The following is a 15,577-nucleotide window of genomic DNA, read 5'->3' as shown; positions in this document are numbered from 1 at the left end:
CCATTAACCCGCGCGATACCTTCTGTTATACTTCCCCTACGTACATGCAATTCGCTGCTCGGCAGCGCATCGTCGGCGGCTCCATGAGGAGCAAAACCGCGTCGTATCGCGAATATCGCGACATTTCGCGACGATCCTTTGCCGGATTGTCGTGGTTGTCCGCGGCGAACGGAGGTAGATCATGGCGGCACATAAACTCACGGCTTCCGAGGAGCTGCCCAATCTTGTCTGGCATCGCGCCGGCACGCCGAGGCACTCGCTGGGATACCGCGTGAGCCACCGTGCCGTCAGCGTGGTCGCGATGGTGCTGGTCGCGGCGCTGACGTTCGTCGGCACTGCCGCGGCCGCCGTGTGGAGCGACATGTCCGGCACGGTGAAGGCGCAGGGCGTGAAGTCGATCGTGCAGGACGGCAAGGAAGATACGGAGAACACACTGATCGACCCGTACGCGAACGAGCCGATCGACATTCTGCTCATCGGCCAGGATACGCGCGAAGGCAGCGACAATACGGCCGTCGGCGGTGCTGCGGACGATACGCAGGGACTCCATAATTCGGACACGACGATGGTCATGCAGATCGCCGCCGATCGTTCGTACATCAATCTGGTGTCGATTCCGCGCGATTCCATGGTCGACGTGCCGAGTTGCACGACGTCGAACGGCGAGATCGCGGCGCAGTATTACGTGCGGTTCAACTCGATTTTCGCGAACGCGTACGCGCAGGGCGGCGATCTTGCGTCGGCTGCGAGCTGCACGTTGAGCGCGGTGAATTCGCTGACCGGTATGAGCATCAAGAATTTCATGGTCGTCGATTTCGGTGGCCTGGTCAAAATGGTCGACGCGATCGGCGGCGTGGACATCTGCGTGCCGGTCGACACGCAGGACGACACCACGCAGCTTGACCTGAAGCGCGGCATCCATCATCTCGACGGCACGCAGGCCACGCAGTACGCGCGCATGCGCAAAGGCACCGGCACTGACGGTTCGGACATCATGCGCACCACGCGCCAACAGTATCTGATCAAGCGACTGGTCAAGACCGCGCTGTCGAAGAACTACTTCACGCAGACGAGCCAGCTGTACCAGCTCGCCAAGGCCGCGATCCAGTCCGTGCAGATGAGCGAGAGCCTCGCCGACGTGGCCGCGCTGGCTGGTCTGGCAATGAGCCTCAAGGATTTCGACACGTCGCACTTGTATTCGCAGACCGTGCCGATCGAGGCGGACCCGCTCAATCCGCAGGCCACGGTGGTGTGGGCCTCGACCGCGAACGACGTGTGGGCCAAGCTGCGTGACCGCAAGCCGCTGGTCGAGTCGACCACGCAGTCGTCCGGCTCGTCCGATGGTTCTTCTGACACGTCGTCGAACGGTTCCGACGCGAGTGGCACGGACTCGAACGCCTCGACCGACGGTACGACATCGACTGAAGGATCGTCCGGTTCGTCCGACGGTACGTCGTCGTCGAGCGGCACGGACGACGGATCGACGTACGACGCGGCGACGAACACGATCACCAAGGCCGACGGCACGCTGATCGACGCGGACACGAACGGCATCATCGACCCGGAAACCGGCGCGATCACTGACCCAAACACCGGCCAGTTCATGGGCCTCGCCAACCGCTACATCGAAGTCACCTACTGTAAGGGCATTTCCTGATCCTCTCGGCGGGATCGCGGTCGCACGACCCCGCACAGCAACTACGTAGCGGTAGGTGTGAACGTGAACAATCCGCGTACGCCGAGCCCCGACAGCCTCCCGTTTTCATTTTGGCGCGCTACGATACGGTGCGTATCGCGTAACGAACCAGCCACGACGGGAGGACACCCATGCGTCAGAACCCCTCTCAGCACGCTGCCCGCACCGGTTCCGGCAAGCCGCAGAGGGAGCCGCTCACACCCGCCCGCATCGCGGCGTACGCGCTCGTGGCCGCCACCGGCCTGGTGCTGTCCGCCATATTGTTCTACGGCGTGTCCGTCGTGCGCATGTACGCCGACGCGACCGAACTGGTACATTCGGGCGAAAGCATCGCCAACAGCGCGCTCGGCTGCGGCGGCGACACGGACGTGCCCACCGCATCGAAGCAGTTCGTCACGTCCGCACGCGCCCTGCGAGACGAACTCAACACGCCGAAATGGACGTTCATCCGCAACCACACCGCCTACGGCAACGACATCGACGCCGCGCGCGCCATGCTCGACGCGGTCGGCAATCTGGTCGACGGCCCGTTCTCGGACATGTCGGACGTGCTGACCCGGCTCAAACACTTCTCCGCCGACAGCAAGACCATTGATCTCAGCCCGCTCACCGATCTGCCGCAGGTCGTCAAGGACGCGCGCAAGGACATCGCGATCGAGCAGCAACGGCTTGCGACCGTGCACGATACGCGACTGTCCGCAACCACGCAGCTCGTCAGCGCCGGCCGCAGCGGACTCAAGTCGGCCGACAGCCTGCTCGACGAATACGACGAGCTCATCGACCTCATTCCGCAGCTGCTCGGCGAAAACGGCGAACGCACGTATCTGGTCGCAATTTACAATCCGGCCGAACTGCGCTCGTCCGGCGGCATGGTCGGCAACATCGCGCCGGTCACCGCGGATCACGGCAAGGTGACCATCGGCGACTTCGTCACTACCACCGACTACACGTACGCGAGCGAGCCGCTCGACGAGCAGAACGCGAAGGAAGCGGAAGTGTTCGGCGAGTGGATCTGGAAATATCCGCAGACCACCACGATGAACCCGGACTATCGCCGCGCCGCGATCACGCTCGCGAACCTGTGGAAATCGCAGAAAGGCAACGAAAAGAAGGACGTGGCCGGCGTGATCGCGCTCGACCCGGTGTTCATGCAGTCGCTTATCGGCGCGACCGGGTCGGTTACGCTCTCCGACGGCAAGGTGATCGACGGGACGAACACGGTCAGGTTCTTCCTGCACGACCTGTACAACGACCACCCCAAGTACGAGGAACAGAACAAGTACACGAACGCCGCGTCCAAGAAGATCATGAACCACGTGTTCTCGTCGCTGAACACGTCCACCGCATCGGCTGTGCTCAAGGCCGTGCGCGACACATCGGCCAGCTCGCATCTCAAACTGTGGATGAAGTCCGACGACGAGTTCGCCGCGCTCGTGCAGACCGGCGTGATCGATGCGAACGCGGCCGGATTGCTGCCCGGCACGGAAACCGAGCCGATCACCGGCGCGTATTTTTCCGAACTGCAGGCCAGCAAGCTCAGCTGGTATCTTGACGTGAGCGCAACCGTCACCAAGACGTGCGGCAAGACGTTCAACGCCGCCAACACGCAGCTGTCAAGCGAACAGGCGGCGGACGCGCCCGCCATGTCCACGGAGCTGGCCGGCGTCGACGAGTCACAGCTCGGCGACGAATACACGGTGGTACTGCGGCTGAAGAACACGCTGACCGAACGGGAAGTCAACGAACTACCCAAGTTCGTCACCGGCAAGGAGAAGGAGAAGAAGACCGGTTGGATGTACCTGCGTACCACGCTGATGGCGCCGGCCGGCGGCGAGATTACCGCGATCTCGTTCGGCAACGCGGTGATGCAGGCGAACGGCCCGGTCGAAGACCGCCAGTTCGTCGTGCTCGACCCGTCCGATACCGGACTCGCGCCCGGCAAGACGGATGTGATCGTGTACACGGTGCGCGTGTCCGAAAAGGCCGGCGCGCGCCCGCTTGACTTCGTCACGACGCCGGTGATCGGCGAGCACGGCGAGTACACGGGCACCGGCGGTGCCGTGACGGACGAGTGCGGCGCGGATGTGCCGGACGCCGCGGAGGATGCGGCGGAGAACGGGACCGGCGACGGTTCGAGCTCCTCTTCGGACGGCGGCGTGCACGCTGGCGACAGCGGCGCGATTAACGGTACGGACGCGGGAAGCGAGGGGAACGGAACGTCGGGTTCTGCCGGTTCGGCTGGTTCCGGTGCGTCCGGTGCGTCCGGCACGTCCGGCGGCAAGGGGTCCTCATCCTCCTCTTCTTCTTCTTCGGACGGCTCCGGCTCGGCCCTCACGCTCGATTCCCTCAACAAGCTCAAGTCCCAGATCGAATGCCCGGTGAGCCTCAAGAAGCTTGCCTCTTCGTGATCGGGCGCGTGCTGATCACGAGGCCGATGCGGTCCTGTTCGTGCGTCGGTCGCACGCTCGCGCATCGTGACGCTGGTCGCACGCGCTCGCGCGCTGCGATACGGAAAAGGCCCCGGCGTCCATACGGGCGTCGGGCCTTGTTGCGATTGCTGGTTGGGCTGGAACCGGCGGCGCGTCACCGCGGGGCGATGATGCCGGCGTGGTCGCCGATCACCGAGTTCTGCAGGAACGTGTCGTTGAGCCACTGCAGGCTGTACTTGCTTTTCACCGGGGTGAGCGGGTCGACGATGGTGACCGTGCCCGTGTACGAGTTGTACTTGTCGACGACGATCGCATGGTCGAACGTGCCGTTGTTGTGCCCGTTCAGGTGCGGGCCGCCGCGGCGCTCGCCCTCGTTGAGCAGGGGCGCGTAGCCGGCGTCGTACGAGCGGCGCACCAGCTGCTTCGTCACCGCGTACGTCGGCCGTTCGACCGCGACGAACGCGTTGCGGCCCACCCAGTTGTTCATGCCGGCCACGATGTTGTAGAAGTCGGCACCGTCCCAGCGCTGCTTCATGTACGTTTCCATCGCGCCGATCGACAGCGGCGTGCCGTTGGCCGAGCGGGTCTTGTGCGCGGCGCGGAAGATCATGAATCCGCTGGTTGGCGCGCAGTTGTTGAGTCCTTGTCCGGCCCATGCCACGTTGTGCGCGAACACGGTGGCCTGCGATTTACCGGCGCCGCTCACGCCGTACCATGCGATGCCCTCGTTGCGCCAGCCGCGCGACACCAGCTGCTTCGCCTCGTTGCCGTTGAGTGTGTAGTTGTGGGCGCCGTTGCGCGGATTGTATTGGCGGTAGAGTGGATACGCGCGGTTGTGGTCGGACGAGTACCAGCCGATGCCCTCGTACCGCCAGCCGTGGCGCACGAGGTTGTCTTTTTCGTGGCCGTTCACCGTGTAGTGGTGTGTGCCCGCGTTCGGGTTGTACAGGCGGTACACGGGGGTGCTGGACGTGACCGGCGCGCGCCAGCCGATGCCCTCGTAGCTCCAGTCGTGCGCCTGCAGGTTGTCGCGCTCGTAGGCGTTCTTGGTGTAGAGGTGCTCGCCGGTGTTCGGGTTGTATAGGCGGTACATGTCGACCGAGCCTTCCGGCTTCGGCTTGGCGGCGGGCTTGGTCGGTTTGGTCGTCGGCTTCTGTTCCGGCTTGCTCGCCGGCTTGTCCGTGGCGTCCTTGTCGTCTTTGCTGTCTTTGTCGGTATCGCTCTTGTCGGTGTCCTTGTCCGAGTCGTCGTTGCCCGTCTCGGCATCTCCGGTGCCGTCTTCCGAGCCTGTGCTGTCTTCGGTTCCGGTGGTGCTGCCGTCGGTGCTGCCGTCGTTCGCATCGGCCGTATCGTTGTCATCGGTCGTGCCGTCATCGGTCGTACCGTCGCCGGTCGTGTCGTCAGCGTTGCCGTCGTACTGCGACGGTTCCTGCGCGTCGGACCGGTCGTCCGACTCGCTTGATGTTTCGTTCGCGTCGTACGTTACCGTCGCGTCGTTGTCCTGATCGCCGCCGTTGGCGTTGCCATCGGTCGTGACGGTCGTCTGCGGCTGCGTCGCGTCCGCGTCTTGTGCGAACGATGTCGTCGCGGTGCCGACGGCAAGCGTGGCGGTGCATACGATCGCCGTCGTGGCGGCCGCGATTTGCTTCGTCGCGCGGCGGATGCGATGTTGACGATGTGCCATGGTCATGGCTGTCATCCTTCCCTGTTTCCAGACTCTTCCCGTCCGTTATACCATTTCGGCGCAATGCGACGGCTCCGTGGACGCGGTTCGATCGAATGCCGAGAAACGCCGTGGCGAGTTGTCAGCATTTTGCATGAATTTGTGGTAAAAGGCGCGCATGATGGCGCGAACGTCTACTACGCTGGGGTGAAGTTGTGCGGTGAATGCGGTTTGCGCGAGCGGCCGTCCGTGTGACGGGCCGTGAATGATTGTTGGGAAGAGGGAGAACCGATGGTTCGGAAGATTCGTGCGTGCGTGGCGACGATCGCGATCGCCGCCACGCTGGCTGTTGCGGGGGCTGCGCCGGCGTACGCGTTGCGTGATGTCGCGGTCGAGCCGCGTATGGAGACCCGTTCCGATTCGGTGATCGTGACCGGCGATCGCGATGCTGGCGATCGTTCGGCGTTATCCGACGACGCGGTGGTCGCGGACGGCACCGGTGCGATGCCGGATAATCCGATCGTCGACCTGCCGGACACGGTCAACGACAGTATCCCCGACGATGCGACCGTTGTCTCCCCGGATCTTGCCGTCACGTCCGACGGCAAGGTCAAGGATCTTGAAACCGGCAAGACCGTCACCGATCCGAGCATCGTCGGCACCGAATCAGCGCCGGCCGACCCGCTGGCCAAGACCAACGGCGAATCGTTCATTCCGGTCGAGGCGGGCGACGTCAAGTCGGCCATCGCATCGTCCGAACAGTCTGAACAGTCCGGCGCGACGCGGGACGCCAACGATGGCACCCCGACGGTCCGCTCATCGTCGTACGGCGCTGCCGCGACCGTGCGCAACGCAAGCGTTCGCAGCACGTCCGGTACCAAGACCGACAGTAGCGTCACCCTCGCCGCATTCTCCGCACCGGACGTCGACTACGGCACCTACTGGGGCACGTACCAGGGCAAGCAGGCGTTCTACGACGCCGACGGCAACGTGTTCGCGTCCGACGCGAAAAGCGTCGTCGACGTATCCGAATGGCAGTACACGATCGACTGGGCCAAGGCCAAGGCGGCCGGCGTCCAGGGCGCGATCATCCGCATTGGCTACGGCTGGGGCAACGGGCTTGACAAGTACGCGCTGCGCAACATCAAGGAATGCAAGCGTCTCGGCATTCCGTTCGGCGTATACCTCTACTCGTACGCGGAAGACGCGGCGGGAGGCAAGGCCGAAGGCAAGAACACCGTCGCCCTGCTCGAAGAGGCCGGCGTAAGCCCGAGCGACCTCTCGTACCCGGTGTACTACGACCTCGAAAAGTGGACGTGGACCGGCCACAAGCCGCCGACCAGCCCGGCCGTCTACGAGAAGATCGTCAACGCGTGGTACGCGCAGCTCATCGAGGCGGGTTACGCGAACCTGTCCATCTACTCGTACACGAGCTATCTTAACGGTCCGCTCAACAGCACGGCCCTGCACGCGAAGACCCGCTGGGTCGCGCAGTACGGCCCGCGCATGGACTACACGGACTTCCCGACCACGTCGCGCGGCTGGCAGTACACGTCCGGCGGCTCGGTCGCGGGTATCACCGGCCGCGTCGACCTCAACGCGTTCGGCAATGAGGTCACATCTGCAAACGAAGGCGACAATGACAACGACGACAGTGATGCCGACGAAACCGGCATCCCTGTCTACCGCGTGTACAACCCGAACAGCGGCCTGCACCACTACACCACGTCGTACGACGAAGTGAAAATGCTCGTCGCGCAAGGTTGGCGGTACGAGGACGTCTCGTTCTACGCGGCCGAAACCGGCACGCCAGTCTACCGCCTGTACAACAGTCACGACGGTAACCACCACTACACGATGAGCGCGGGGGAGCGTGACTACCTCGTCGCCGCCGGCTGGAACTACGAGAAAATCGCATGGTACGTGCCCAAGAACGGTAAGACCGTTGTCTACCGCCTGTACAACCCGAACTCCGGCGAGCACGTGTTCACCACCAGCGTCAAGGAATACAACGCCGTCGGCGCGGCCGGCTGGAACCAGGAAGGCACCGCCTGGCTCGCGCAGTGATTGAGGGGTAATCCGGGACCCGTCACATCAAATTCCATAAGACGTTCACCCGGTGACCTCCGCATATCCCGGCAGCGAAGCGCGCCGTATTCCCGCGGCGCGCCTACAATGACGATGGATTCGAAGAAACGACAGGAAGAAGACAGAATCATGCGTTTGCATCTGCGCCGCACGATCGCCGCAATGATCGCCGCCGCCGGCATCACGACCGCGCTTGCGGCCGCACCGACCACGGCAATGGCGACCCAGCCGGCCGAAGGTTCGGTCGACATGCAGCGGTTGTACAATCCGAACACTGGCGAACACTTCTACACGGCCAACACCGTCGAACGCGACAAGCTCACCGCGGCCGGCTGGTCGTGGGAAGGCATCGGTTGGCGCGCCCCCGTGCGCTCCAGCACTCCGGTATACCGTTTATATAATGCGCATTCCGGCGACCACCAGTACACGGTGAACGGCAACGAGCGCGACATGCTCGTGCGCGCCGGCTGGCGATACGAGGGCATCGGCTGGTACTCGTCCGACAAGAACCGCGCGTACCCGCTCTACCGCCAGTACAATCCGCGTGCGACCACCGGCTCGCACAACTTCACGCTCAACGGCAACGAGCGCGACATGCTCGTGCGCGCCGGATGGCGTGACGAAGGCGTCGCCTGGTACGGCGTCGGCGGCGCGACCGCGGCCCCCACGCCGCAGTACCTGCGCCCGTCCGGCGGAGCGTACCCGAACCTCGCTGCCGTGGCGAACCTGAACATCGAAGTGTCGATCGCCGCTCAGCGCGTGTACGTGAAAAGCGGCAACAATACCATATATACTATGCTCGCTTCGACCGGCATGAACGGCACGACCCCGCTCGGCACGTTCCAAGTGCAGAACCGCGGCACCTCGTTCTACAACGCGTCCGAAGGCATGGGTGCGAACTACTGGGTGTCGTTCAAGGACTGGGGCACCTACCTGTTCCACACCGTGCCCACCGACGCGCAGGGCCGCTACATCGTCTCCGAGGCGAACAAGCTCGGCCGGCCCGCATCCCACGGCTGCGTGCGCTTGACCGTGCCCGACGCCAAGTGGCTGTTCGACCAGCTGCCGCAGGGCACCACCGTGCGCATCCACTGACCGGACACTGACCGGACCCTCGATGGTTCGATGGCCGGCTTGCGGTACAGCATCGCGGTACGGCAACACGGCACAAGTTTCCGATACGGCGTCACGTTTCGCGCGTGACGCCGTATTTTTGTTGCGCCGGCACGCCCCGCCGCTAGAATACGGGGGTGGAAGATATTGCGCGTAATGAGAGGATGCGTGATGTGCGATGAAGCGTGACGACAAGCAGCGTTTCGCGAAAGCCGGCAAGGTCGGCGCGAGCTTGGCCGCGGCCGCCGCGGTACTGTCGATGATGATGGCCGGCAGTGTGCCGGCGCTCGCCGACGGTACCGACGATACGGTCACCGGCAACCAGCCGGCCGTCATCGACGACCAGCCGCAGGACAACGATTCGTCCGATACGACCGGCGACACGTCCGGTGATGCGGGCGACGGTACGACCGGCGATACGTCGACCGGCGACACGGACAACGGCACGGACTCCGGCGACAACAGCGGCGACGGCGATAACGGCGACGGCGATAATACTGACAACAGCGAATCCGGCGACGGCAGCAACAGCGGCGACGCGACCGACGGCGACAACGGCGACACCGATACGCCCGCAACCAACGACGTGACCGCCGCGCAGGTCGCGCAGGGATCCGCCGGCTTCTTCAAGTGGATCGCGGGCAGCACCGATACCCGCATCACCGCCGAACAGAAGAACGCGGCCCAAGCCGCGTATCAGCTGCTCACCGCAGCCGACTCCGCCGCGACCAGCGGATTCGGCATCGACGGCAACATCATCGCGCAGACCAAGCTCGGCCAGGACAAGGACGCGACGAGCCTCGACAACACGATCACCGCGGCCAAGCAGATGCACAAGTTCAACGACATCCGCGCACAGTACGGACTCGACGACGCGACCGTGAACATCGTCGGCCTCGCCATCGCGCAGTACTGCACCAACGTCGCATCGCAGACGGGCACGCACTCGTGCAAGTCCGTGGCCGGCAGCGAAAACCTCGGCTGGGGCTACACTGGCGACAAAGTGTGGGACGCGTGGATGAGCGAGGAATCGTATTTCGACTCGTGGATGGCCAAGCAGGACGAAGCCACGCAGAACGAAGTCAACGCGAGCATCAAGGCCGGCAACCTCGGCACGCTCGCCTCCAAGTACCCCGAACTGTGGTGGACCGACTCGGCCTCGTCCGTCAACGGTGGCAAGGGCCAGGGCGCCGGCCACTATCTGAACCTCATCTCCGGCGGCAATGCCAGCTTCGCGTTCGCCGTGAACGACAAGTCCAGCGAAGGATACCGTTCCACGCAGGGATGGCGCGGCTTCGGCGCATCCGGTGTGCAGAACGCCGGTGTGAGCTACACAGCCTCGTTCACCGTGGACCAGTACGTGTCGCTGCTCGACGAATACGACGCGCTCGCCGAGCCGTTCCTCAAGGCTCCGGTGTACCGCCTGTACAATCCGCACAGCGGCCTGCACCACTACACCGCCAACAAGGCCGAAAGTGACTATCTCGACCGCATTGGCTGGAACTACGAGGGCGAAGTGTTCAACGCTGCCAAGTCCGCGCGCAGTGGCCAGGCCGTGTACCGCGTGTACAACCCGAACAACGGACAGCACCTGTGGACGCTCAACGCGGCCGAGCGCAACCATCTCGTCAAGCTCGGCTGGCGCAATGAGGGCATCGCATGGTACGCCTCCGACCGCGGCACCGTGAACGTGTACCGCCTGTACAACCGCCACACGGGCGAGCACATGTACACCAACAGCTACGGCGAATACGTCCAGCTCGGCAAGATCGGCTGGAATCAGGAAAGCGTGGCGTGGAAGGGACTGTGATCCCGGTTTTGACGGGAATCGCGGCATGAACCGCGCCGCATGACATGGGCCGCTGGTACCGAACGGGTGCCGGCGGCCTTGTCGTTGTGCGTGGTATGGCATTGACGTGGTAGTCGTACATTGTTTGTTTTGTACGTCAAAATGATGTACATTGGTGTCATGGCGACGGTTACTACAGACCAGGCGCGGACGTCGCGCCTCAATATGCGGCTTACGCCCGAGCAGCGTAAGGCCATTGACATGGCTGCCGCGCTCAAGGGCTCTTCGATCACGCAATGGGCTATCAATCATCTTGTTGCCGATGCGCGTCGAGACATTCAGGAAGAAACGGTGATGACATTGCCGTCCAAGTCGTTCGACGAGTTTTTGCAGGCTCTCGACAAGCCTATGCCGAAGTCCGCTAAAGACCTGATCGAGCTGGAACCTGAATGGCTGTGAGATTTACGGCACCTCGCCGATTGGATCCGAACGATCGGCTTGACGGTTTTGACTGCGGCATTGTGCTCATTGACGAATGGCTGGAAACACGTGCCAGAACGGCGGAAAAGCAGGGGACTGCAGCCGTCTACGTAACTTTTGGCGAGACCGGCGATCTTGCGGGATTCTATTTGTTGAGCGCGTATGCCGTGGAACATGCCGCGGTCGCCGGCGGTTGGCTGCGCAGAAACACCCCGGAACAGATACCTGCGATCCTGCTGGGTATGCTCGGCGTGGATCATCGTTTCCAAGGCAAGGGGCTTGGACGTAAATTACTGCATGATGCCGTGGTCCGGGCGCTCAATGTGAGTCGCGACATCGGCGCACGTGCGTTGATGGTGGATCCGGTGGATGATGCCGCGACACGATTCTACGAGAAGAACGGGTTCCAGCATGTTCCGGGAAGTGACAGGATGTTCTTCAAACTGGCCTAGCACTTATTCCTACGAAGTTTTAGGGTTCTTCGCGTTTTGGTGTGTAAAGGCCGTTGGCTGATGGTGCGTAGCTGAGGGTGTGTGCATGGACGGTATATGTGCGTGGCTTATGACCGTGTTTAATGAGCCGTCTATGCCCACGCTCCTCGTAATGAACCGGATATGCCCACGATTATCAGATCAAATGATCCGCTTCCACCCACGCTTGGCACGGGTTCGGTCTTTGAACTGGTTTCCTGTTGTGGATAATGATCCGTCTATGCCCACACTCGGTCTTGGATGACACTGATTCACCGTGCCCGTCGGACGTGGTGTGGGTGGAAATGGTACATTACGGGGTTTTCGTATTGTTGCTGCGTGTAGGCGTCCTCTGGTGGTGTCGGAATCACGTTGTCGCGTGATGCAGTGTTGTCGTGGGATTGCGCGGTAGCGCAATCCCGGCATCGCGCTGCCGCGCGATGGAAATCGGTATCGTGCTCGCGCGCGATGCCGTGTTTCCAGCGGCGGCCCGGCCGTCGCGCCCGCATGTGTTCAACGCTTGTGATGCTGGCGGAGCCTCGGCCCCGGCTAGGCCGAGCCGTGAAGAAAACAGTCCAGTGGACTGTTTTTAGGCGAGGAGCGAGCGATAGCGAGCCAGCAATAACGCTCGCGAAGCGAGTCCATAATTGCAGGACGCTGTCAGCCGCAGGCTGACTGGGGGAGCGTCGCGGCGCAGCCGCCAACAAGCACAGCATCGCGCAAAGCGCGATTCAGATACTTCGGACCGCCCCCGGAACGCAGAACTCATACACGCCAAAATATGAAGAGCCGAATAACGGCACACTCAGCCCGTCCGGGTTCACACGACCCGGATGGGTCATCCATCTGCAATTCTGGTCGTTCACACGATGGATACGGTATTACGACCCTGAAATGTCGGGAACCCCCACAGATACTGTGCGTACCTGTGGGGGTTCCCGACACCGCGATGTCCCGAAAAAACACAGCGCAGTTAGGTCATGCGCTATGTGTAGGTGCATAATCCGTGCTCGCACACAAATTCCACGCCTAAAACGGACTATAAAGGTATTGCCAGACTTTTTTCAGGAGTTACGCTTTCGGCGTGTTGCGTCCGGTGCACGGTGCTGACGGCGACGATTTAACGCTGATCCATGTTGGTTCGCGGTGATCGGCGTTGCATCGCGTTGGTTGCGTCGAAGATAAGCGCCGCCGATGACGGCTTCCTTGTCGGTGATCGTCTGATGGACCGCCAGATGGACGATCGGCAAACGGTCCGATATCGGCGGATTGACGGGCACGCCGACCGATGCATCGTCACGCGAATACGACACGCCGAATATATAGACTGTTCTTATAGCGAACCCATCAAAGCGTAACAAACAGGTAATCTTCCAGCATTCGGAAGGTCCCCGCAAGCTTATCCCCAGAAACCGCCCCTAGGGTGAACAGTGCCGTTAGGGACATCGGCATAGGTCACGCAAGTGGCGGAATATCAGGCGTTGCGCGCCTGTACAGGCGTACCTGTAAGTTGACGATCTTGAAAGGGCATACCGGCAACGTAGAAAATGCGGAGCTGATATGCACCATGCCCCCGGGTTGACAATGTCCTAGGGGTAGAGGTAAAAATGAACCCAGTCGGGATGGAGAAAGTCTCCATAAGAAAACCCGATGTCCCTAAAAGAAAGGTTCCTGAAGATGACAGGAAATGCTAAGGTTTGGCGCGCGCCGCTCGCTGGCCTCGCTTCCGTCGCGATGATCGCGACCATGGGCGTGACCGCGTTCAGCGCTTCCGCTGCTGCGGCCGAGGTCACCCTGAACACTGGTGCCGGCTCGTTCGCGGATGGCAAGACGTCCAAGACGATTACCGACAGCAACGATTCGACTGCGAAGATCGAGAATCTGAACAACGAGCTGCCGACCCGTGAAGGTTACACGTTCACTGGCTGGTATGAGGACGGCTCCAAGACCGCTGTCTCTCCGAACGACGAGACCCTGGCTGGCAAGACCCTGACCGCTCACTGGACCACTAACGTGAACGGTGGCAAGGTCACGTTCAAGCCGGCTGGCGCTTCCCTCGACAAGGTGTCGGTCGTCAATCTTGATGGTTCCAAGACCCCGTCTGCTGCGGTCAACGAGATCGTGGTGCCGGTTGCTTCCGGTGATGTGCTCGCCGAGTGGCAGGTTCCTGCGGATTCCAACCCGCTCGATGCTAACCAGTACGAGTGGTACACCGCTGCTAACGGTGGTTCCAAGACCGACGTGAAGAACCTGAAGGGCGGCGATACCGCGTACCTGCAGCTGACCCAGCTGACCAACTCCGCCAAGGTCAAGTACGATACCACCAGCCTGCTGAAGGACAGCTTCGCTGATACGAAGACCGAGTACCGTGCCGCCAGCGGCACTAAGGTCGCCGCTCCGGAAGGCTACTACTACGGAAACGGCAACGACGGTGGTTTCCTGCCGACTTGGACCGGCAAGTACGCGAATGGCGCTGCTTACGATTCCAACAAGGGCATTGAGAACGGCAAGGGCGATCTGACGTTCACCGCTACCGCGAGCACGACGTTTGCCCACGTGGTGACCTTCGTGAACTATGACGGCAAGAAGACCACGACCAGCGACAAGACCCTGCTGGTCAAGGACGGTACGACCGTCAATAGCTCGAAGCGTTTCTCTGAGCCGAAGAGCACCGGCGACAACACGTTCGGCGGCTTCTACACGAGCAACGAGTTCAAGAAGAACCAGAAGGCTAACCTTGACGCCTCCGTCAAGACCGACGTCACCCTGTATGCGAAGTGGGATGCTGTCGCCAAGGACGTGACTGTGTCCTTCGACCCGTACTACGACAACGCTCCGGCTGCTGAGACCCAGACGGTCAAGGCGAACGGTTGGCTTGCTCAGCCGAAGACCCCGACCCGTGCTGGCTACGTGTTTAAGGGCTGGGAGTACACCAAGGCCAACGGCACCAAGGCTGTTGTGTCTAAGGATGCTTTCGATGACTTCTTCCCGGTGAAGGTTACCGAGCTGAAGGTCACCGATAACAAGGCTTCCTTCTTTGCCGTGTGGCAGCGCACCGAGCGCAGCGCCTACTACGATGCGAAGAACGCCGTTCTCATCAACAGTGGTGACGCTGAGGTTGATGAGGCGAACAAGGCCAACTACACTCGTCAGTCTCTGGTTGAGTACACGGATGCATACAACGCCGCTACCGACGGTGAAGGTGACGGTGACTTCGATTACAACCAGGCTGCCAAGGATCTGAAGGCTGCTCAGAAGAAGCTCGTGCAGAAGGCTTCCGATAAGGTGTACGTCCTGTACAACAAGAACAACTCCGACCACCTGTACACGACCGTCCAGTCCGAGTACGCGATGCTCGCCAACCTCGGTTGGCGTGCTGAGGGTGTGTCCTTCAAGGCCACGCTGAAGAAGGCTCCGTACGCGACGGCTATCTACCGTATCTACAACCCGGTCTCCGGCGAGCACCTGTTCGCTCAGAAGGCTGAGGCAGACGCTGCTGTGGCTGCCGGTTGGACCTACGATGCTCCGGCGTATAAGGACTCTGTCCAGCTGCCGACTGGTTGGAAGCAGGGTAACCCGGTTCCGTTCTTCTACGCTCCGCAGAATGCGACCACCACGCTGAACCGTCTGTTCAACCCGAACGCGCGTGACGCTGGCTCGCACTACTACACCGCGAGCAAGGGCGAGGCCAGCAGCCTCGTCAAGCTCGGCTGGAAGCTCGAGAAGGCTTCGGCCCTCAAGGTCGCTGCCAAGTGAGCTTAAGACGATATGGGTTTTGATCTCATACCGCTGCCCCTGATATAGCAAAGAAGGTCATCCACTCCTGATGGAGTGAATGACCTTCTTTGT

Annotated in this window: 10 protein-coding genes; 8 read left to right on the top strand and 2 right to left on the bottom strand. The window is 61.9% G+C overall.

Translation table 11 applies throughout. From position 1 onward, the window contains the following. The first annotated feature begins 181 nt into the window (after positions 1-181). Both BBIA_RS09995 and BBIA_RS09990 read left to right on the top strand, forming a co-directional pair. Positions 182-1,657, top strand: coding sequence for an LCP family protein (locus tag BBIA_RS09995; protein ID WP_033494488.1), 1,476 nt, complete (start codon positions 182-184; stop codon positions 1,655-1,657). A gap of 170 nt (positions 1,658-1,827) precedes the next feature. Beyond that, positions 1,828-4,104 (top strand): DUF4012 domain-containing protein, encoded by a 2,277-nt coding sequence (locus tag BBIA_RS09990; protein ID WP_033494487.1) that lies wholly within the window; start codon positions 1,828-1,830, stop codon positions 4,102-4,104. 175 nt (positions 4,105-4,279) lie between these two features. Here the strand turns inward: BBIA_RS09990 and BBIA_RS14965 are convergent, their stop codons facing one another. After that, entirely contained in the window at positions 4,280-5,815 is a 1,536-nt protein-coding gene (locus BBIA_RS14965; RefSeq protein WP_051923966.1) for a hypothetical protein, read from the bottom strand. Between the two features lie 264 nt (positions 5,816-6,079). On the opposite strand from BBIA_RS14965, the gene BBIA_RS09980 reads away from it, so the two are divergent. From BBIA_RS09980 to BBIA_RS09960, 5 genes are all read left to right on the top strand, one after another. Then, on the top strand, positions 6,080-7,855 hold the full coding sequence (locus BBIA_RS09980) for a glycoside hydrolase family 25 protein (RefSeq protein ID WP_033494486.1): 1,776 nt from the start codon (positions 6,080-6,082) through the stop codon (positions 7,853-7,855). Between the two features lie 150 nt (positions 7,856-8,005). Continuing rightward, positions 8,006-8,971, top strand: coding sequence for a L,D-transpeptidase family protein (locus BBIA_RS09975; RefSeq protein WP_238548492.1), 966 nt, complete (start codon positions 8,006-8,008; stop codon positions 8,969-8,971). Positions 8,972-9,167: 196 nt separating this feature from the next. After that, entirely contained in the window at positions 9,168-10,799 is a 1,632-nt protein-coding gene (locus BBIA_RS13485; RefSeq protein ID WP_051923965.1) for a hypothetical protein, read from the top strand. A gap of 159 nt (positions 10,800-10,958) precedes the next feature. Then, entirely contained in the window at positions 10,959-11,237 is a 279-nt protein-coding gene (locus BBIA_RS09965) for a type II toxin-antitoxin system TacA family antitoxin (RefSeq protein ID WP_033494513.1), read from the top strand. Positions 11,238-11,257: 20 nt separating this feature from the next. Next, a complete protein-coding gene (locus BBIA_RS09960; protein ID WP_338010488.1) occupies positions 11,258-11,710 on the top strand; it encodes a GNAT family N-acetyltransferase in 453 nt (150 codons plus the stop codon). A gap of 1,082 nt (positions 11,711-12,792) precedes the next feature. On the opposite strand, the gene BBIA_RS09955 is transcribed toward BBIA_RS09960, so the two are convergent. Continuing rightward, positions 12,793-13,089: a hypothetical protein gene (locus BBIA_RS09955; protein ID WP_152600581.1), complete on the bottom strand. Its 297-nt coding sequence runs from the start codon at positions 13,087-13,089 to the stop codon at positions 12,793-12,795. 316 nt (positions 13,090-13,405) lie between these two features. Between BBIA_RS09955 and BBIA_RS09950 the strand changes: the two genes are divergently transcribed. Then, complete coding sequence (locus tag BBIA_RS09950; protein WP_033494483.1) at positions 13,406-15,484, top strand: InlB B-repeat-containing protein; 2,079 nt, start codon at positions 13,406-13,408, stop codon at positions 15,482-15,484. Positions 15,485-15,577 lie beyond the last annotated feature (93 nt).

Origin of the sequence: Bifidobacterium biavatii DSM 23969 (assembly GCF_000741165.1) — a bacterium.
Classification (GTDB): domain Bacteria; phylum Actinomycetota; class Actinomycetes; order Actinomycetales; family Bifidobacteriaceae; genus Bifidobacterium; species Bifidobacterium biavatii.
Note: the sequence above shows the minus strand (reverse complement) of the source record. Positions and strands in the feature narration are given on the sequence as shown.

What these genes read in the sequence shown, in the direction of transcription:
- BBIA_RS09965 (WP_033494513.1), top strand. Translation starts at nt 10,959, where the DNA reads ATGGCGACGGTTACTACAGACCAGGCGCGGACGTCGCGCCTCAATATG.
- BBIA_RS09975 (WP_238548492.1), top strand. Translation starts at nt 8,006, where the DNA reads ATGCGTTTGCATCTGCGCCGCACGATCGCCGCAATGATCGCCGCCGCC.
- BBIA_RS09990 (WP_033494487.1), top strand. Translation starts at nt 1,828, where the DNA reads ATGCGTCAGAACCCCTCTCAGCACGCTGCCCGCACCGGTTCCGGCAAG.
- BBIA_RS09980 (WP_033494486.1), top strand. Translation starts at nt 6,080, where the DNA reads ATGGTTCGGAAGATTCGTGCGTGCGTGGCGACGATCGCGATCGCCGCC.
- BBIA_RS09950 (WP_033494483.1), top strand. Translation starts at nt 13,406, where the DNA reads ATGACAGGAAATGCTAAGGTTTGGCGCGCGCCGCTCGCTGGCCTCGCT.
- BBIA_RS09995 (WP_033494488.1), top strand. Translation starts at nt 182, where the DNA reads ATGGCGGCACATAAACTCACGGCTTCCGAGGAGCTGCCCAATCTTGTC.
- BBIA_RS13485 (WP_051923965.1), top strand. Translation starts at nt 9,168, where the DNA reads ATGAAGCGTGACGACAAGCAGCGTTTCGCGAAAGCCGGCAAGGTCGGC.
- BBIA_RS14965 (WP_051923966.1), bottom strand. Translation starts at nt 5,815, where the DNA reads ATGACCATGGCACATCGTCAACATCGCATCCGCCGCGCGACGAAGCAA.